The following is a 16957-nucleotide window of genomic DNA, read 5'->3' as shown; positions in this document are numbered from 1 at the left end:
AGAATCAGAACGAAACGCCACCTTCACCGACCAGCTTCTCCAACGCCCAGATCAGGACGAAGTCGATCAGCACGATCAGCACGGCAAACGAGAAAACGGTAGGGTCGAGCGAAGACACGGTGCGGCTGTACATCCAGATCGGCACGGTCATGACGTCGATGGTGTAGAGGAAGTAGGTCACGGTGAATTCGTTGAACGAGACGATGAACGCCAGCAGCATGCCCGCCAGGATTCCCGACTTCATCAGCGGCACCACCACATCGATAATCGCCCGGGTCGGCGAGGCACCGAGCATCTGCGCGGCCTCTTCGACTTCGCTGCCGATGGACAGCATCGCCGCCGTGCAGTTTTTCACCACGAACGGTAACGCCAGGATCACGTGAGCAATCACCAACCGCGAGGTGGTCATTTGAAACGGCAGGCTGTCGAACACCAGCAGCAACGCTAGCCCCAACACCACCATCGGGAACACCAACGGCAACGACATCAATTGCAGCGCCACGGCTTTACCGCGGAACTCACAACGGGTCAGGGCATAAGCCGCCGGCACTGCGACAATCGTCGCAAACACCATGGTCAGGCACGCGACCATCAGGCTGGTGGTCATGACTTTGCCGAGGCTCAGCACATCGCTGGAATCCGGCGACACGAAGGTGTTCCAGGCAGCCTTGTACCATTGCAGGCTGTAGCTGCTCGGCGGGAAGTCGAGGTTCGACGCACCGCTGAACGACATCACGATCATCGTCAGGATCGGCAACACTGCCAACAGCAGAATGAAGCCCGACAGGATGCCGGCAAACTTGCCGGTCTCGCCGGGCAGCAGCCCATAACGTTTCTTGATCACAGAGCTCATTGCGAAGCCTCCAGCATGCGCCGACGACGGCCAGTGATGTATTCGGACAAGGTCATGATCGCGAGCGTGGTGACAATCAACACCACACCGGCAGCGGACGCGGCGGGCCAGTTCATCAGCGGAGCGATCTGGTCATGGACCATCACGGCCAGCATCGGCACGCGACGGCCACCGAGCAGCAACGGCACCACGAAGCTGCTGGCGTTGTAGGCGAACACCAACGTCGCGCCAGTGATGATCCCCGGCATACTCATCGGCAGCACCACCTGACGGAACACTTGCAAACGGCTGGCGCCCAGCGTGGCGGCGGCTTCTTCATAAGTACGGGCGACCCCGCGCATAGCGCTGGCTATCGGCAGCACGGCCAACGGGAACGCGGTTTGCACCAGGCCCATCAGTACGCCGTTCTGGTTGTACAGAAACATGATCGGTCGCTTGATCAGGCCCAGGCCCATCAGCGCCTGGTTGAGCATCCCGCCCGGGCCGAGAATCACCAGCCAGCCGTAGCTTTGCAGCAGCAGGTTGACCAGCAATGGCAGCAGCACCGCCGCGAGGAAGATCCGCCGTACGAAGGGTGAGGTCAGCCGCGACATGGTGTAGGCCACCGGAATCGCCAGCACCACCGCGATCACCGCGCTGATCAGCGCCAGGCGCAGGGTCAGCAACAAGGATTTGAGGTAATACGGTTCCAGCAATTGGGCATAACTGGCCAGGCTGAACCCGGTCCATTCCGCGCCCTTGGTGCCCACGCTCATGCGCAGGACCAAGAGGCTGGCGACGATCAATACGCCCAGAAACAGCATCGACGGCGAGAGGAAAAACCAGGCACGCGTCGTCGGCGAAACACCCCGTTTGGTGCGCGATGGAGCGGCGCTTACCGGATGAGTCAAAGGTTGGTGTTCCATAGCAAAGGTCTCGTCAATGGAAGATCGTGGCGAGTGCTGCGCACTCGATCGCGGGCAAGCCTCGCTCCTACAGGTATTGCGACGCTCTTGTAGGAGCGAGGCTTGCCCGCGATGAGGTTCGAAGAACCTCCCTGCGATTCAGATCAGGAAGAAAAGATTTCCGTGTAACGACGAATCCATTGGTCATGCACGGAGGCCAGGAAGGCGTTGTCGTGCATGATCGCCTTCTCGGCAATCTGCTCCGGCGTGAGGATGTACGGGCTCTTGCGCGCTTCGGCGGAGATGATCGCCTTGGCGTTGACCGGACCGTTGTAGATGTCCTCAGCCATCTTGCCCTGCACCAGTGGGTCCAGAGAGTGGTTGATGAAGGCGTAGACCAGGTCGGTGTCACCCGGACGATTCTTCGGCATGACCGAGAGCATCAAGTCGGTGTAGAAACCTTCCTTCATGCCGAACGTGGCGCCCAGACCGTAGGCTGGATCGCGGATCTGTTTCGGGAAGAATGCCGGTGCGTACAAGCCACCCATGTCCAGGGAACCGGTGCGGAACAGTTCGGCGATCTGGTTCGGGTTTTCACCCAAGGTCACTACACGGTCCTTGAGCTCGGCGAGTTTCTTGAAGCCCGGTTCGATGTTGTGCTCGTCACCACCGGCCAGTTTGGCGGCGATGATGATCAGGTCCATCGCTTCGGTCCAGTTCGGCGGCGGCAGGAAGATGTTCGGCGACAGGTCGGCGTCCCACAGGGCGGCGTAGCTGTCCGGCGCTTCTTTAACGGTGCGGGTGCTGTAGACCAGACTGTTGCACCAGAGCAGGTAACCGATGCCGTGGCCATTAGCGCCGGTGCGGTATTTCTCCGGTACATCGACCAGGTTGGGGATGCGGTTGAGGTCGGGTTTTTCCAGCAGGTTGGCCGCGGCCAGACCTTCGGCGCCGACGCCGGCCAGGGTGATGATGTCGTACTGCGGACGATCACCAGCGGCCTTGAGTTTGGCGACCATTTCCGAGGTACTGCCGGTGCGGTCAGCAATGACCTTGCAGCCGTACTTGTCCTCGAAGGTTGCCGCGATATTGCGCAGTGCCGCGAGGCCGGTGTCATCGGACCAGGTCAGCAAACGCAAGGTCTTGCCCTGGAAGCGTGTGTCACTGGCGTTGGCCCGGATGAAGGGCATGCTCATGGCCGCCGCAGCTACCGACGCCACGCCCACGGTTTTGATGAATTGACGTCTGTTTAAATCATGCTCGCCCATGAAGGACTCCCTTTGTTTTTTTAAGTATGAGGTTGGTCGCAACCGTTGCATCCGCGCGGTCAGATCGGCTTAAAGTCCCCGGTTTCAAAGGGTTTGAGCTGAAATGACCGCTTCATCCTGAGGTCGTGCAAAACACCTGACTATCGAAAAAAACTCATTGTAGCCATGACGTCAGTGCATGCCTCATCAAGAGGCAGGTACTGACCGTTTTCGAGCCGTCAGAGCGCCCGAATCACGTGTTTGATTTCCTGGAAAGCCTGCAAACCCCACGGCCCCAACTCGCGGCCGATGCTGCTCTGTTTATAACCTCCCCAGGCGGTCTGCGGGAAGATCACTTGCGGCGCGTTGATCCACACAAGCCCCGCCTGCAAAGCGTTAGCGACCCGATCCGCAGCTTCAGCGTCGCGAGTGACGACGCTGGCCACCAGACCGAACTGGCTGTCGTTGGCCAGGGCAATCGCCTCGGCTTCAGAGGCAAAATTGCGCACGCAGATCACCGGCCCGAAGATCTCTTCACACCACAACGCACTGTCCAAGGGCACATCAGTGAAAATCGTCGGCTGCAAAAAATAGCCGCGCGGCAGGTCTGCCGGACGATTGCCGCCGCACATCAGCTTGGCGCCAGCACTCAAACCGCGATCGATGTGGCCGAGCACACGCTGGTATTGCGCCTGATTGACCAGTGCGCCCATCTCCACGTTCGGATCGAACGGGTCGGCCACGCGAATGGCTTCGGTGCGGGCCTTCAAACGAACAAGAAATTCATCCGCCAGTTCATCAGCGACCAGCACACGGCTGGTGGCCGAACACATTTGCCCGGCGTTGAAGAAACCACCGCCACAGGCCACTTCCACGGCCAGTTCGATGTCGGCGTCTTTGAGCACCAGCAGCGAGGATTTACCGCCCAGTTCCAGGCTCACGCCTTTGACGGTTTCCGCCGCGCGTTGCATGACCTGCACGCCGACGGCGTTGCTGCCAGTGAAGGAAATCTTGGCCACGCGCGGGTCGGCCGACAACGGCGCGCCGACGGCCAGGCCGGTGCCGCAGACCAGGTTGAACACACCCTTGGGCAGACTGGCCTCAGCGATGATCGCCGCCAGTTCCAGTTCTGGCAGCGGTGTCACTTCGGACGGCTTGAGCACCACGCAGCAACCGGCGGCCAGGGCCGGGGCGAGTTTCCAGGCGGTGGTGACCATCGGGAAGTTCCACGGCACGATCAGGCCCACTACGCCGCAAGGTTCGCGGCGCACACGAGCGCTGAAATCGTCGGTAGGCAACTCGACATTGCTGTCCTGCCTGGCGTCCAGACCTTCGGCTAAACCGGCGTAATAGTCGAACGTGGCGATCACGTCATCGACGTCGATGGCCGCTTCGAACAGTGGTTTTCCGTTGTTGCTCGACTGCAAGTGCATCAACTGTTCACGACCGGCCTGCACCCCCGCAGCGATTCTGCGCAGGATCGCGCCGCGCTCGGTGCCGGTGGTTTTCGACCATTGCTTGAAGGCGTTGGTCGCGGCAGTAACGGCGTGATCGACCGCGCGCTCATCGCCGCCATTAACGGTGGTCAACAGGGCTTCGGTCGCCGGGTTGATCACCCGCAAATGTTCGTTGCCGGCCGACCATTGGCCATCGATGAACAGACCGTCCAGTGCCGTTGGGAAAGTCATGCGGAAAGTCATTTCGATACCGCCTTCATCCACTGGGTCTGATCGATTTCAATCAGGGTCGGGCCCTGGCGATCGGCGGCGGCACGCAGTGCGCTGCGCAGTTGTTCGACACCGTTGATGGCTTCGGCTGCACAGCCCAGCGCCTTGGCGACACCGATGAAGTCCGGGGTGTAGATGTCCACGCCAACCGGCTCGATGGCGCGGTTGACCATGTATTTCTTGATCTCTTCGTAGCCCTGGTTATTCCACAGCAGGACGATCACCGGGGTGCGCGCTTCCACGGCGCTGGCCAGTTCCGGCAGGGTAAATTGCAGGCCACCGTCGCCGATCAGGCACACCACTGGAGGCCGAACACCCCCTTCGACGCTACCGCCGAGCCAGGCGCCGATCGCCGCCGGCAAGGCATAACCGAGGGTGCCGTAACCGGTGGACGAGTTGAACCAGCGACGCGGACGTTCCGGGTTGAACGTCAGGTTGCCGGTGTACACCGGTTGGGTCGAATCGCCGACGAATACCGCGTCTGGCAGTTCGTGCAGGACGGTTTCCAGGAAGCGGGTCTGGGCCAGGGTCGGAGCGTCCCAGGTGGCGGCCAGTTCGTCTCGCAAGCGTGCGGCACGGACTTGGCCCCAATCGTTACGGCGCTCGGCCAGCGAGTGATGGGACAGTCCGCTCAGCAAGGCTTGAGCCGCGTTGCGCGAGTCGGCCACCAACGCGACCTTTGGCGGGTAATTACGCACGGTCTGGTCAGCGTCGATGTCTACACGCAGCAGCACACCGGGAATCTCGAAACCGCCCGCGAAGGTGATGTCGTAATCGGTCTCGGCCAGCTCGGTGCCGATTGCCAATACCACGTCAGCCTCGGCCACCAGAGCGCGAGTGGCGGCCAGGCTCTGGGTTGAGCCGATCAGCAACAGATGGTTGGATTCGAGCATGCCTTTGGCATTGATGGTCAAGGCCACCGGGGCGTCCAGCAGTTCGGCCAGTTCAGTCAACTCGGCGGCGGCATCGATGGCGCCGCCACCGGCGAGAATCAGTGGGCGCTTGGCACCGGCCAACAGCGCGGTCATGCGGCTGATGGCGCTCGGCGAGGCACCGGCGCGGTCGATGTTCACCGGGAGACTGCTGAGCAGGTCGTCGGCCTCTTCAACCAGCACGTCCAACGGAATTTCAATGTGCACCGGGCGCGGACGACCGGCCTGGAACAGGGCAAAAGCACGGGCCAGCACGCCCGGCAATTCAGCCGCCGACATCAAGGTGTGGGAGAACGCCGCCACGCCGCCGACCAATGCGCTCTGGTTCGGCAGCTCGTGGAGCTTGCCGCGACCGCCGCCCAACTGGCTGCGCGATTGCACGCTGGAGATCACCAGCATCGGGATTGAGTCGGCGTAGGCCTGGCCCATGGCGGTGGTGATGTTGGTCATGCCAGGGCCGGTGATGATGAAGCACACACCCGGCTTGCCGCTGGTGCGAGCGTAACCGTCGGCCATGAAACCGGCGCCCTGTTCGTGACGCGGAGTGACGTGGTTGATGCTCGAACGGGCCAGCCCGCGGTACAGCTCCACGGTGTGAACCCCGGGAATGCCGAACACCTGCTCGACCCCGTAATCTTCGAGTAACTTGACCAATACTTCGCCGCACGTCGCCATGTCTTTGCCCTTCTTGTTCGTTTGAGACGCCGGGCCTGCGCAGTGTTTATGATGCGTGGGCAGGTCCAGGGATGGCCTCATTGGAACGGGCGACACGTAGCCGCAACAATGGATAAAAAGTCATACTAGCCATGTCCTCACGTCATACCTTGGATCCCAATGAAACGACTGCCTCCCCTGCCGGCGCTGCACACTTTTCTGATCACCGCGCAGTGCTGCAACTTCACCCGGGCTGCCGAACAGCTGTACATCACCCAAGGTGCGGTGAGTCGGCAGATCGCCGGGCTGGAAGCACATCTGGGTTATGAACTGTTCATCCGCCAGGCCCGGGGCCTTGACCTGACCGCCGAAGGACAGGAGTGGCTGCCACGGGTGCAGCAGATTTTCGGCTTGATCGACGAGGCGGTGGAGCAGATCGGCGAGAAGCGCGAAACCCTGCAACTCAAGGCCCCGACGTGTGTCATGCGCTGGCTGTTGCCGCGGCTGTTGCAGTGGCAAAGGGAGCGCCCGGACGTGCCGGTGGAATTGACCACCACGGTCAAACACGGCGTGGACTTTCATCGCGAGCAATTCGATGCAGCGGTGATGTACGGTGCACCGCCGGACGGTTCATTGGTGTCCCAACACCTGTTTGATGAACAGCTGACGCCGGTCTGTTCCAAGCCGTTGCTCGACGGGACGGTGCCGCTGCTGACGCCGGAGGATCTGGAGCAGCACATGTTGCTGCACCCGACCCGGGATGAACGAGACTGGAAGGCCTGGCTGGCAACGGCTGATATTCGCCTGAGCAATGTCGGCAAGGGCCAGCATTTCGAAACGCTGGATCTGGCGATGTCGATGGCGTCCCAAGGGACCGGCGTGGCGATCGGGGATTGGTCGTTGATTGGTGATGATTTGAGCGCCGGGCGGCTGGTCATGCCGTTTGACTTGAAGGTGAAGACGGGGTTGGCGTATTACCTGGTTTTCCCCGAGAAACCCGGGCCTTCGCCGAAGTTGAGGGAATTGATGGGGTGGTTGGTGGAGCAGGCTCAGGCGCGTTGAGCCGAACCCTGTAGCAGTTTCGGCTGCGCAGCAGTCGCAAAACCAGACACCTCCGTGTGTCAGAAAAATCGTGGGTATCGGGTTTACGACTGCTTCGCAGCCGAACGCAGGCTGCGCCAGCTGCTACAGGTTTGCGGTGTTGCGGGAATCAGTAGCCCACTGTAAACCGCTGCCGCGAATGTGTCGGTGTTTCCACTTCATCGAGCATTGCAATCGCATAATCAGCAAACGTGATCCCGCTCCGCCCTGCACTGCTCACCAACAAATCATCCTTACCAACCCGAAACGCCCCCGTACGCTCCCCCTCAACAAACTCCGCCGACGGCGACAGGAAGGTCCAGTCCAGCTCCTTTTCCTGACGCAGGTTTTCAAGAAACAAAGCCCCTGCACCCGCCTCAGCCTTGTACGCCTGCGGAAATCCTTCGCTGTCGATGACGCGGGTTCCGTCCGGCAGCAACAGCGAACCGGCACCGCCCACCACCAGCAGACGTTTCACGCCGGCCTTTTTCATTGGACTGACAACGGCGCTGGCAGGAAGCGTCGTGAAGTGCGCGGCGCTGATCACCACGTCATGGCCAGCGACTGCCGCTTGCAAGGCTTCGGCGTCGAGCGCATCAACATTTTTGCTGACCACTCCGGCACGCTGGCCGATCTTCGAGGTGTCGCGGGCGATGGCCGTAACGCTGTGACCACGACGCAGCGCTTCTTCCAGCAGTTGGCTGCCGGCACGACCGGTGGCACCAATGATTGCGATCTTGCTCATGACGTTCTCCAGTGTGGATCAGTGTGAGTGGGTGAATCGGGTTACCACTTCATCTCGCCCTTGGCGACTTTGGCGCTCAGTTCCAGAGAGCTTTCTTCACCCAGTGTCGGGTAGCGTTTTTTCATCGCGGCGATCAGCGCGGCGGCGTCTTTTGCCTTGGCGGTTTCTTCGTCGAAAGCCTTGATGTAATCGGCGGTGAACTGCACAGCGGCCAGCGAACGGACGCTCTCACCCAGGTAATGACCCGGCACGATGGTTGTCGGCTTCAAGGTTTCGATGGCGTGCAGCGTCGTCAGCCAATCGGCATGGGATTGCGGCGTCTGGGTATCGGCCATCCACACGTGAATGTTTTCTGCGACGACAACGCCACCGACCACAGCCTTGATCGACGGAATCCAGACAAAGGTGCGATCCGGTTGCTTGCCATCAAGACCCACCACCTGCAGTTTCTGCCCTTCGAGCATCAGGCTGTCGCCCTTGAGTGCATCCGGCACGATGGTTTTGGCCGGTACGTCGGTGCCCATTTTCGGGCCCCAGAACGCCAGTTTGCCGTCGACGGTTTTTTTGATGTGATCCACGGTCGGCTGCGAGGCGAGCACTTTGGCTTTGGGGAATGCGGCGGTCAGGGTGTCGAGGCCGAAGTAGTAATCCGGGTCGCCGTGGCTGATGTAGATGGTGGTCAGTTGCTTGCCGCTGGCGCGGATTTTTTCGACCACGTGCTCGGCCTGGGATTTGCCGAATTGTGCATCCACCAAAATCGCGTCTTTCTCGCCGCTGACCAACACCGAGGTCACCGGGAAGATCGCCTTGTCGCCCGGGTTGTAGACATCCAGGGTCAGGGTCGATGCCGCCGCTGCGTGGGCGGCGAAACCGAGGGTGGCGGTGGCCAGCAAAATACGTTTAAGCGAGGTGAAGCCGATCATCTGTTGCTCCGTTGTCCGAATGCCATGCTTGGCGATGGGACAGAGCTTAGTTGCATGACTCAGTACAAAAAATGCGATGCTGCGACATAGTTTGTTTCTGAAAGTGGGCAAATGATGGATCGTCTACAAGCAATGCGGGTGTTCGTCACGGTGGTTGACCTCGGCAGCCAGTCGGCCGCCGCCGATCATCTGGACCTGTCACGGCCAGTGGTTTCGCGCTATCTCGCGGAGCTGGAGGATTGGGTCGGCGCACGCCTGATGCACCGCACTACGCGCAAATTGAGTCTGACCGCCGCCGGCAGTGAAGTCCTGCCCCGTTGTCGGCAGATGCTCGACCTGTCCACGGACATGCAAGCCGCCGTCAGCGAACCGGACGATGCGCCGCGCGGCGTGTTGCGAATCAGCGTCAGCACGTCGTTCGGTCAGGCACAACTGGCGGATGCCATGGCCGCTTACGTCAAACGTTACCCCGGCGTCAGCATCGACCTGCAGATGCTCGACCGCACGGTGAACCTGGTGGATGAGCGCATTGATCTGGCGATTCGCACCAGCAACGACCTGGACCCGAACCTGATCGCGCGGCGGCTGACGGTCTGCCGCTCGGTGATCTGCGCCTCCCCCGCTTACCTGCTCGAGCACCCGACGCCACTGCGGGTCGAGGACCTCAGCCAGCACAATTGCCTGACTCACTCCTACTTCGGCAAAAGCCTCTGGCATTTCGAGGAGGACGGTGAGCAGGTGTCAGTGCCGGTGCAGGGCAACATCAGCGCCAACGAAGCCAGCACGCTATTGCGCGCGACGATGGCCGGCGCCGGGGTGGCGATGCTGCCCAGTTATCAGGCCGGTGTGCCTATCCACAGCGGCGAATTGATCCGCCTGCTGCCCCACGCCGAACCTCGGCAAATGAATGTCTACGCGGTGTATGCCTCACGCAAACACATGCCGGCGACACTGCGCAGCATGCTGGATTTTCTGGTGCTCAGATTTCCGGAAGAGCCGGCGTGGGATGTGGGGCTTTAAGGAGAGATCGTTCCCACGCTCTGCGTGGGAATGCCTCAACGGACGCTCCGCGTTCGGCTTCAGATGGGACGCGGAGCGTCCCGGGCTGCATTCCCACGCGGAGCGTGGGAACGATCAATCGGGCATACAGGGCCCGACTGGCTGGCAACTCACTGGCGCTGACCTATGCTGAAAGCAGTACCGAAGGGTATTCGTTCAGAGGTCAACGCCATGAACATCAAAACAAGAAGATACCTCGCCATTTTCATCACCTGCGCGGCCACGCTCGCGCTGTATGGCACCGCAGCCTGGCGCGTCGAGCAGTTGCGACAACTGCCCCGTGAATACGCGAGCTGCAACTTCGAGCGCTGCATTCCCCACAACGCGACCCTCAACGCCCTCCGGTAACGAAGGAGATCAGGCCTTGTTGTCCTGATCGGCCTTCAAACGGTCGCGAAATGCCTTGGGCGAGATCCCCACTCGACGCCGGAACAGGCGCGTGAAGTTGGTCGGATCAGAGAACCCCAACACGTCGGACATCTCATAAATGGTCATGCTGGTATAGGTCAGCAAGCGCTTGGCCTCCAGCAACTGACGCTCGTGCATGATCTGCAACGCCGGTTGTCCCGCCAGCTCTCGGCAGGTGCCGTTGAGGTGGGACACGGAAATCCCCAGCCGATGGGCCAAGTCCTCGACCTTGACGTGTTGGCGATAGGTCTCTTCCACCAGTTGGATAAAACCGTTGAGGTATTCCCGGGCACGCTGCGGACGCTGGCTGGCGTTGCGGCGGGAAATCACCTGGCGGCTGACCCACACCATGATCACGCCGACCAGCGAATGCATGAGCATTTCGCGAGCTGGTTGGTGGCCGGTGTATTCGTCTTGCAGCGCTGAAAACACGCTGTTGAGGTATTCGCCTTCCTTGCCCGCGAGATAACTTTCGGCCTGCGCCAGGGCGTTCACAGCATTGCCCAGTTGCGCCTGAAGATGGGCGACCAGCGGCGCGGCAAGGGTCACCACAAACCCTTCGACGTCCTCGGAAAACCGATAGCCATGCACCGATAACGGCGGCAAAACCAGGATCGCCGGTTCGGTCAATTGCGTACGTTTGCCTTCGATTTCAAGCTCTGCCTGACCTTTGAATACGAAGAGCAACTGACACAAATCGGCGTGGCGGTGGGGTTTGATTTCCCATTGATGTTCGCGGCTGTGTTTGGAAATGGTTTCACAGTGCAGCAAGTCCGGGGTTGGCCAATCCAGGCTTTCACCGTAGAGCTTGAACACTGGAATCGAAGGTAGGTCAGGCTTGTTCATCACTTCAATCCAGGCCTCGGGGGTAGCGGGCGATAATCGCACCGATTGGCAGAATGTACAGGTATCGGCTCAGTTTTCCCCTTCAATTGACAGACTCTCGGGGGAAAAATGCAAGCACTCGATCCATAAAAATAATTCACCGGGCATGGTCGCGTGGCACTTGCGAGTCTTGAAAACAATGAAAACGCTGAAAACCCAAGTCGCCATCATTGGCGCTGGCCCCTGAGGTCACCCCCAACCTCATGGCCGCTCGTCGGGAGGCGCGGTGGGTGTGGCGTTGATGTCAGCACTGCTGCTGGCGTTGTTGCAGGACTCAAATTTCGCCCACTTGGCAGGCTCTTCGATGATTGCCGAGGGCAGTTCGGGGAATGTGCTGCTAGACGGCTTGAACGCCGCGCCGGGGGATGCGCAGAACGCCTTGCGCGCCGAACTGCTGATGACCTTCCGGCATTTGTTGATGGTCAGCGCGGCGGTGTCGCTGCTGGGGCTGGCGGCAGCGATTGCGATGCCGAACAGGGTGTTGCGTGGGCGGGAAGATAAGGTTCGCTGATCTCTGATACCGATCGTTCCCACGCTCTGCGTGGGAATGCAGCCCGGGATGCTCCGCGTCCCTGCCGAAGCGGACGCAGAGCGTCCATTGAGGCATTCCCACGCAGAGCGTGGGAACGATCAACAGCTGCTACCCACGCCGGTTGAGGCTCACTGCCTTGCGCGCAGCTGCTGCTGCAGATTCTGGATCTGCGCTTGAAGGGTGTTGATGTTGCGGGTGACCTGGCCACGGAAGGCGTCGAATTCGGCGGTGTTGGTCGCCCCTTGGGCAGGGGCCGGGCGATTGTCCTGTTCGCTTTTGAGCACAATGACTTCCTGCTCCAGACGCTCGATGGCAGCGCTCGGGTTGCCTTGCTTCTTCAGCGCGACGATGTCGGCGCCGAGGCTTTTCAGCTGTGCGTCGAATTTGTCTGTGTCCGCCGGCGCGCTTTTCAGCACGGCCACATCGCTGTTCAAGACTTTGACCTGAGCCTGTAATTGAATGGTGGCGGTCTGTTGCTCAGTGGTCTGAGCGGTCATCTGCGCCAAGCGTTTGTCCAGCTCGGTGCTCTGAGCGGTCATCTGCGCCAGGCGCTTGTCCAGCTCCGAAGTCTGGCCGGCAACGCCTTGCTGTTGTTTGCTCTGATCCTGAAGTTTGCTTTCCAGCTGCTTGATTTGCAGCTTCAAGGCTTCGCTGTCGCTGCTGACGTTGGTCTGGCTGGCTACAACCTTGCCGGAAATGTCCTGCAAGCGCCCCGCCGCATCCTCACTGATACGCGCGAAACTTTCCTGGGTCGCCACCAATTGCTGTTCCATCAGCGAGAGCTGCTGAAAGCTCCACCAGGCAAGACCTGCAAAAGCAAAGAACAAGGCACCCACCAATGCCCACAGCGGGCCGGTGCTCGCGCTTTTGACGTTGACTACTGGCGCGGTCCGCGAATGCACGGAGGTGCGAGCGGTGGTCGGAAAATCATCGTCGTCGAGGCTTTTGGCACGCAGGCTCGGTACATCGTCGAAGTCGTCGTTGGCATCGTTACGCATGGACATTGAGTCAACCTTTGTGGAACGCGGTGATGGCTTGATGCGGCGCAGTATAACCCCCACTGCCGCATCGATTGACCCTGAACCCCGAACTCGGTTCAGTGTTGCCGCTCGTAACCCTGAGTCAGTGAATGTCCTGGGCCTTCCACCAGCCACAGAATTCATCGAGGGCGGTCCAGAGACTGACTTTGGGATCGTAGTCCAGATATTGCTGGGCGCGGCTGATGTCCAGGGTGAAATTTTTGTTCATGACCTGCATGCCCAGGCGCGACAGGGTCGGTTCGGGACGACCCGGCCACACCTTGCACACCCCCTCGTTGAGCGCCGCCACGGCGTAGGCCAAACCGTAGGAACGGTATCGGGTGACCTGTGGGACTTCCATCTTGCGCATCACGTAATTGACCACGTCCCACAGCGGAACCGGCGCGCCGTTGCTGATGTTGTAGGCCTTGCCCAAGGCCGAACCGCTGGCCAGCAAACTGCTGAGCAACGCTTCATTGAGGTTCTGCACGCTGGTGAAATCGACCTTGTTCAGGCCGTTGCCGATGATGGCGAGCCGTCCCTTGCGCTGCATTTTCAGCAATCTCGGGAAGATGCTCATGTCGCCGGCCCCTGTCACGAAACGCGGGCGCAGGGCAAGGGTTTCGAGGCCGAACTCCTGAGCGCCGAAAACCTTTTGCTCAGCCAGGTACTTGGTGGCGGCGTAGGGATGTTTGAAGCGCTTGGGCACCTGTTCTTCGGTCAGGCCCAGGTGATCGCGACCATCAAAGTAAATCGACGGCGACGACACGTGCACCAGTCGTCGAACCCGCTGTTTCAGGCAGGCCTCGACCACGTTTTCCGTGACCTGCACGTTGCCTTGATGAAAGTCCTGATAACGCCCCCACAAGCCGACCGCGCCGGCGCAATGCACCACGGCTTCGACGTCTGAGCACAGGTCGCGCGCCAGTTCCGGCTCGCTCAAGTCGCCCTGGATGAACTCGGCGCCACGGCGCACCAGATGCTCCACACTTTCGGCCCGGCGACCGTTGACCCGCACGTCCAGGCCTTGCTCCAGGGCGAAACGCGCAAAGCGCCCGCCGATGAAGCCGCTTGCGCCGGTGACCAGAATCTTCATGAATTGCTCCGAATATTTCGTTTTGCGTTTTGCATATAGCGTAGGGCGTGAGGACTTGACGCTGCCCATCAGTCCAACGGCACCAGCCATTGCTTTGACGAGCGCACCAACTGATCGGTCAGTAACCCCAGTAACTGACCGCCATTGCGCCAATGATGCCAGTACAGCGGCACATCGATCGGCTTATCTGGCAGAAGCTCCACCAATACGCCGCGCTCCAGTTGCTCGCGCACCTGCAGTTCAGGCACCAGGCCCCAACCGAGTCCCGCTTCTATGAGACGGATGAAGCCTTCGGACGAGGGGCATAGATGGTGTTCGAATCCGCCATCGACGCCAAGGGACGCGAGGTAGCGATGCTGTAGGAAATCGTCCGGGCCAAAGACCAGCGCTGGCGTTTTCGACAACTGATCAGCGCGCACGCCTTCAGGAAAATGCCGGGCAATGAACGCCGGACTGGCCAACGCACGGTAGCGCATGGCCCCCAGCAAAACGCTTCTCGCGCCAGCCACCGGTCGCTCACTGGCGCAGACGCACGCCGCAACTTCACCGGCGCGCATGCGTTTGAGGCCGACGGTCTGGTCTTCGACCACCAGATCGAGCAGCAGATGCTGCTGCGCGCAAAAATCCGCGACCGCCACGGCCCACCACGTGGCGAGGCTGTCGGCATTCAAAGCGATGCGCAGGCGTTCGGGCAAGCCTTCTTCGTCGAGTGCCGGCACCAGGGTTTGCAAGTCACGTTCAAGCAAACGCACCTGCTGCACATGGTTGAGCAGTCGTCGGCCGATTTCGGTGGGCGCCGGCGGTGTAACGCGCACCAGAACCGGTTGACCGACCCGCGCCTCGAGCAATTTGATGCGTTGAGAGATCGCCGACTGGGACAAACCCAACACCTGCGCAGCACGTTCGAAACCGGCCTGCTCAACCACCGCAGCCAAGGCAGAAAGCAATTTATAGTCGAACATCAGTTTTCCTAATGAGCGATCAGCATGATTGGTTTTTCTTATACAGCGTTGCACCGGAGAATGGCCAGCAAGAACTCTTGAACAAGGATCATCGACATGGCTGGCGAAACTTCATTGGCAACCCTGCTGCGCAGCATGAGCCCGCAACTTAACGTCGGCGAATACGTGTTCTGCACCCTGCGCGACGGCAAGTTGCCCGCGGGCCTTGAGATCGTCGGCAGTTTCCGCGAGCAGGAAGGTCTGACAGTGATTCTGGAACGTTCCCACGCCGAGAAGGCCGGTTTCAGTTTCGATTACATCGCGGCCTGGATCACCTTGAACGTGCACTCGGCCCTCGAAGCCGTCGGCCTGACCGCCGCGTTCGCCACGGCATTAGGCCAGGCCGGCATCAGTTGCAACGTGATTGCCGGCTATTACCACGACCATTTATTCGTCGGCCAGGCCGATGCCGAACGCGCCCTGCACGTGCTGCGGGATCTGGCGGCCAACGCGGAGTAAACATCTTATGTGGCAAAGCTATGTGAACGGCCTGCTGGTGGCCGCGGGGCTGATCATGGCGATCGGTACTCAGAATGCGTTTGTGTTGGCTCAGAGCCTCAGGCGCGAACATCACCTGCCCGTGGCGGCGCTGTGCGTCACCTGCGATGCACTGCTGGTGGCCGCCGGGGTATTCGGCCTGGCGACGGTGCTGGCGCAAAACCCGACGTTGCTGGCGGTCGCCCGTTGGGGTGGCGCGGCGTTTCTGATTTGGTATGGCAGCCTGGCGTTGCGTCGGGCCTGCTCGAAACAGAGCCTGCAACAAGGTGAAAACCAGACTGTGCGCTCGTTGCGCGCGGTGATGCTCAGCGCGCTGGCCGTGACGTTCCTCAACCCGCACGTTTATTTGGATACCGTGTTGCTGATCGGCTCCCTCGGCGCGCAACAAACAGAGCCCGGCGCTTATGTGGTGGGCGCCGCGAGTGCGTCGTTGTTGTGGTTTTTCACCTTGGCATTAGGCGCCGCATGGTTGGCGCCATGGCTGGCCCGGCCAAGCACCTGGCGGATTCTCGATCTGTTGGTAGCGGTGATGATGTTTGCAGTGGCCTTTCAATTAATCGCTGGCTGATTATTCCAAAAGCCTCTGGAACCTCTATTCCACACAGTTGTTGCGTGGTTATGCCGCACCCCCGGTGCTATGATCCGAACCCGGCGCCGCAAAGAGTACAAACTCCCCGGCGCTTGTCTGGCCGCCCGTGATCGGCCTTGCGCTCACCGCAACTGACCTGATTAGGAGAATCATCATGGCTTTCGAATTGCCGCCGCTGCCTTACGCACACGATGCCCTGCAGCCGCACATTTCCAAGGAAACTCTGGAATTTCACCACGACAAGCACCACAACACCTACGTCGTGAACCTGAACAACCTGGTGCCAGGCACCGAGTTCGAAGGCAAGACCCTGGAAGAAATCGTCAAGTCTTCCTCGGGCGGCATCTTCAACAACGCCGCTCAGGTCTGGAACCACACTTTCTACTGGAACTGCCTGGCGCCAAACGCCGGCGGTCAACCAACCGGCGCACTTGGCGACGCCATCAACGCAGCCTTCGGTTCGTTCGACAAGTTCAAGGAAGAGTTCAGCAAGACGTCCATCGGCACCTTCGGTTCCGGTTGGGGCTGGCTGGTGAAAAAGGCTGACGGTTCCCTGGCCCTGGCCAGCACCATCGGTGCCGGCAACCCGCTGACCAACGGCGACACCCCGCTGCTGACCTGCGACGTCTGGGAACACGCTTACTACATCGACTACCGCAACCTTCGTCCAAAATACGTCGAAGCGTTCTGGAACCTGGTCAACTGGAAATTCGTGGCTGAGCAGTTCGAAGGTAAAACCTTCACCGCTTAAGATCGACGCCAGTCAAAAAACCCGGCTTTTGCCGGGTTTTTTTTTGGGCCAGGAAAAGTCTTGCGGCGGCAGTT

At 60.4% G+C, this 16957-nt stretch carries 17 protein-coding genes and 1 pseudogene; 7 read left to right on the top strand and 11 right to left on the bottom strand.

All coding sequences use genetic code 11. From position 1 onward, the window contains the following. Positions 1 to 4: 4 nt before the first annotated feature. The 5 genes from ACYZT3_RS07115 to ACYZT3_RS07095 all read right to left on the bottom strand — a co-directional run bounded on the left by ACYZT3_RS07115 (position 5) and on the right by ACYZT3_RS07095 (position 6318). Complete coding sequence (locus ACYZT3_RS07115) at positions 5 to 853, bottom strand: ABC transporter permease (protein ID WP_282375420.1); 849 nt, start codon at positions 851 to 853, stop codon at positions 5 to 7. Further along, positions 850 to 1758: an ABC transporter permease gene (locus ACYZT3_RS07110; protein WP_462031781.1), complete on the bottom strand. Its 909-nt coding sequence runs from the start codon at positions 1756 to 1758 to the stop codon at positions 850 to 852. The genes ACYZT3_RS07115 and ACYZT3_RS07110 overlap by 4 nt, the downstream gene beginning before the upstream one ends. Positions 1759 to 1901: 143 nt before the next feature. After that, complete coding sequence (locus tag ACYZT3_RS07105) at positions 1902 to 3005, bottom strand: extracellular solute-binding protein (RefSeq protein ID WP_282375418.1); 1104 nt, start codon at positions 3003 to 3005, stop codon at positions 1902 to 1904. A 218-nt stretch (positions 3006 to 3223) separates the two neighbouring features. Beyond that, positions 3224 to 4672 (bottom strand): aldehyde dehydrogenase family protein, encoded by a 1449-nt coding sequence (locus ACYZT3_RS07100; protein WP_282375416.1) that lies wholly within the window; start codon positions 4670 to 4672, stop codon positions 3224 to 3226. 8 nt (positions 4673 to 4680) lie between these two features. Further along, positions 4681 to 6318 carry a 5-guanidino-2-oxopentanoate decarboxylase gene (locus tag ACYZT3_RS07095; protein WP_282375415.1) on the bottom strand — a complete coding sequence of 546 codons (1638 nt, stop codon included), beginning with the start codon at positions 6316 to 6318 and terminating at the stop codon, positions 4681 to 4683. A 159-nt stretch (positions 6319 to 6477) separates the two neighbouring features. On the opposite strand from ACYZT3_RS07095, the gene ACYZT3_RS07090 reads away from it, so the two are divergent. Beyond that, on the top strand, positions 6478 to 7359 hold the full coding sequence (locus ACYZT3_RS07090) for a LysR substrate-binding domain-containing protein (protein WP_282375414.1): 882 nt from the start codon (positions 6478 to 6480) through the stop codon (positions 7357 to 7359). A 148-nt stretch (positions 7360 to 7507) separates the two neighbouring features. Here ACYZT3_RS07090 and ACYZT3_RS07085 read toward each other — a convergent pair whose 3' ends face one another. Continuing rightward, positions 7508 to 8122 (bottom strand): NAD(P)-dependent oxidoreductase, encoded by a 615-nt coding sequence (locus ACYZT3_RS07085; protein ID WP_462031780.1) that lies wholly within the window; start codon positions 8120 to 8122, stop codon positions 7508 to 7510. 41 nt (positions 8123 to 8163) lie between these two features. Continuing rightward, positions 8164 to 9045 (bottom strand): MBL fold metallo-hydrolase, encoded by an 882-nt coding sequence (locus ACYZT3_RS07080; protein ID WP_462031779.1) that lies wholly within the window; start codon positions 9043 to 9045, stop codon positions 8164 to 8166. A gap of 114 nt (positions 9046 to 9159) precedes the next feature. Here ACYZT3_RS07080 and ACYZT3_RS07075 point away from each other — a divergent pair, with 114 nt between their 5' ends. Beyond that, positions 9160 to 10065 (top strand): LysR family transcriptional regulator, encoded by a 906-nt coding sequence (locus ACYZT3_RS07075; protein ID WP_462032345.1) that lies wholly within the window; start codon positions 9160 to 9162, stop codon positions 10063 to 10065. Positions 10066 to 10230: 165 nt separating this feature from the next. Further along, entirely contained in the window at positions 10231 to 10452 is a 222-nt protein-coding gene (locus tag ACYZT3_RS07070; RefSeq protein WP_282375767.1) for a hypothetical protein, read from the top strand. A 9-nt stretch (positions 10453 to 10461) separates the two neighbouring features. On the opposite strand, the gene ACYZT3_RS07065 is transcribed toward ACYZT3_RS07070, so the two are convergent. Next, positions 10462 to 11358: a helix-turn-helix domain-containing protein gene (locus ACYZT3_RS07065; RefSeq protein WP_282375410.1), complete on the bottom strand. Its 897-nt coding sequence runs from the start codon at positions 11356 to 11358 to the stop codon at positions 10462 to 10464. Positions 11359 to 11605: 247 nt separating this feature from the next. On the opposite strand from ACYZT3_RS07065, the pseudogene ACYZT3_RS07060 reads away from it, so the two are divergent. Further along, positions 11606 to 11908: pseudogene (locus ACYZT3_RS07060) on the top strand (MFS transporter); the annotation flags it as partial. A 149-nt stretch (positions 11909 to 12057) separates the two neighbouring features. On the opposite strand, the gene ACYZT3_RS07055 reads toward ACYZT3_RS07060, so the two are convergent. The 3 genes from ACYZT3_RS07055 to ACYZT3_RS07045 all read right to left on the bottom strand — a co-directional run bounded on the left by ACYZT3_RS07055 (position 12058) and on the right by ACYZT3_RS07045 (position 15006). Then, complete coding sequence (locus ACYZT3_RS07055) at positions 12058 to 12933, bottom strand: ATPase (RefSeq protein WP_282375409.1); 876 nt, start codon at positions 12931 to 12933, stop codon at positions 12058 to 12060. A 118-nt stretch (positions 12934 to 13051) separates the two neighbouring features. Next, positions 13052 to 14044 carry an NAD-dependent epimerase/dehydratase family protein gene (locus tag ACYZT3_RS07050; RefSeq protein ID WP_282375408.1) on the bottom strand — a complete coding sequence of 331 codons (993 nt, stop codon included), beginning with the start codon at positions 14042 to 14044 and terminating at the stop codon, positions 13052 to 13054. Positions 14045 to 14112: 68 nt separating this feature from the next. Next, the gene (locus tag ACYZT3_RS07045; protein WP_462031778.1) at positions 14113 to 15006 is read right to left on the bottom strand and encodes a LysR family transcriptional regulator ArgP; all 894 of its coding nucleotides are present in this window, start codon (positions 15004 to 15006) and stop codon (positions 14113 to 14115) included. A 96-nt stretch (positions 15007 to 15102) separates the two neighbouring features. Between ACYZT3_RS07045 and ACYZT3_RS07040 the strand changes: the two genes are divergently transcribed. The 3 genes from ACYZT3_RS07040 (at position 15103) to ACYZT3_RS07030 (ending at position 16883) form a co-directional block, all read left to right on the top strand. Then, positions 15103 to 15504 carry an ACT domain-containing protein gene (locus ACYZT3_RS07040; RefSeq protein WP_282375406.1) on the top strand — a complete coding sequence of 134 codons (402 nt, stop codon included), beginning with the start codon at positions 15103 to 15105 and terminating at the stop codon, positions 15502 to 15504. A gap of 7 nt (positions 15505 to 15511) precedes the next feature. Beyond that, entirely contained in the window at positions 15512 to 16111 is a 600-nt protein-coding gene (locus tag ACYZT3_RS07035) for a LysE/ArgO family amino acid transporter (RefSeq protein ID WP_462031777.1), read from the top strand. 175 nt (positions 16112 to 16286) lie between these two features. Further along, entirely contained in the window at positions 16287 to 16883 is a 597-nt protein-coding gene (locus ACYZT3_RS07030; RefSeq protein ID WP_462031776.1) for a superoxide dismutase, read from the top strand. Positions 16884 to 16957: the final 74 nt, after the last annotated feature.

Source organism: Pseudomonas sp. MDT1-16 (genome assembly GCF_054898115.1).
This window is presented reverse-complemented; position numbering and strand designations above follow the sequence as displayed.

What these genes read in the sequence shown, in the direction of transcription:
- ACYZT3_RS07030 (WP_462031776.1), top strand. Translation starts at nt 16,287, where the DNA reads ATGGCTTTCGAATTGCCGCCGCTGCCTTACGCACACGATGCCCTGCAG.
- ACYZT3_RS07115 (WP_282375420.1), bottom strand. Translation starts at nt 853, where the DNA reads ATGAGCTCTGTGATCAAGAAACGTTATGGGCTGCTGCCCGGCGAGACC.
- ACYZT3_RS07055 (WP_282375409.1), bottom strand. Translation starts at nt 12,933, where the DNA reads ATGTCCATGCGTAACGATGCCAACGACGACTTCGACGATGTACCGAGC.
- ACYZT3_RS07075 (WP_462032345.1), top strand. Translation starts at nt 9,160, where the DNA reads ATGGATCGTCTACAAGCAATGCGGGTGTTCGTCACGGTGGTTGACCTC.
- ACYZT3_RS07065 (WP_282375410.1), bottom strand. Translation starts at nt 11,358, where the DNA reads ATGAACAAGCCTGACCTACCTTCGATTCCAGTGTTCAAGCTCTACGGT.
- ACYZT3_RS07095 (WP_282375415.1), bottom strand. Translation starts at nt 6,318, where the DNA reads ATGGCGACGTGCGGCGAAGTATTGGTCAAGTTACTCGAAGATTACGGG.
- ACYZT3_RS07070 (WP_282375767.1), top strand. Translation starts at nt 10,231, where the DNA reads ATGCTGAAAGCAGTACCGAAGGGTATTCGTTCAGAGGTCAACGCCATG.
- ACYZT3_RS07110 (WP_462031781.1), bottom strand. Translation starts at nt 1,758, where the DNA reads ATGGAACACCAACCTTTGACTCATCCGGTAAGCGCCGCTCCATCGCGC.
- ACYZT3_RS07040 (WP_282375406.1), top strand. Translation starts at nt 15,103, where the DNA reads ATGGCTGGCGAAACTTCATTGGCAACCCTGCTGCGCAGCATGAGCCCG.
- ACYZT3_RS07035 (WP_462031777.1), top strand. Translation starts at nt 15,512, where the DNA reads ATGTGGCAAAGCTATGTGAACGGCCTGCTGGTGGCCGCGGGGCTGATC.
- ACYZT3_RS07090 (WP_282375414.1), top strand. Translation starts at nt 6,478, where the DNA reads ATGAAACGACTGCCTCCCCTGCCGGCGCTGCACACTTTTCTGATCACC.
- ACYZT3_RS07085 (WP_462031780.1), bottom strand. Translation starts at nt 8,122, where the DNA reads ATGAGCAAGATCGCAATCATTGGTGCCACCGGTCGTGCCGGCAGCCAA.
- ACYZT3_RS07050 (WP_282375408.1), bottom strand. Translation starts at nt 14,044, where the DNA reads ATGAAGATTCTGGTCACCGGCGCAAGCGGCTTCATCGGCGGGCGCTTT.
- ACYZT3_RS07080 (WP_462031779.1), bottom strand. Translation starts at nt 9,045, where the DNA reads ATGATCGGCTTCACCTCGCTTAAACGTATTTTGCTGGCCACCGCCACC.
- ACYZT3_RS07105 (WP_282375418.1), bottom strand. Translation starts at nt 3,005, where the DNA reads ATGGGCGAGCATGATTTAAACAGACGTCAATTCATCAAAACCGTGGGC.
- ACYZT3_RS07045 (WP_462031778.1), bottom strand. Translation starts at nt 15,006, where the DNA reads ATGTTCGACTATAAATTGCTTTCTGCCTTGGCTGCGGTGGTTGAGCAG.
- ACYZT3_RS07100 (WP_282375416.1), bottom strand. Translation starts at nt 4,672, where the DNA reads ATGACTTTCCCAACGGCACTGGACGGTCTGTTCATCGATGGCCAATGG.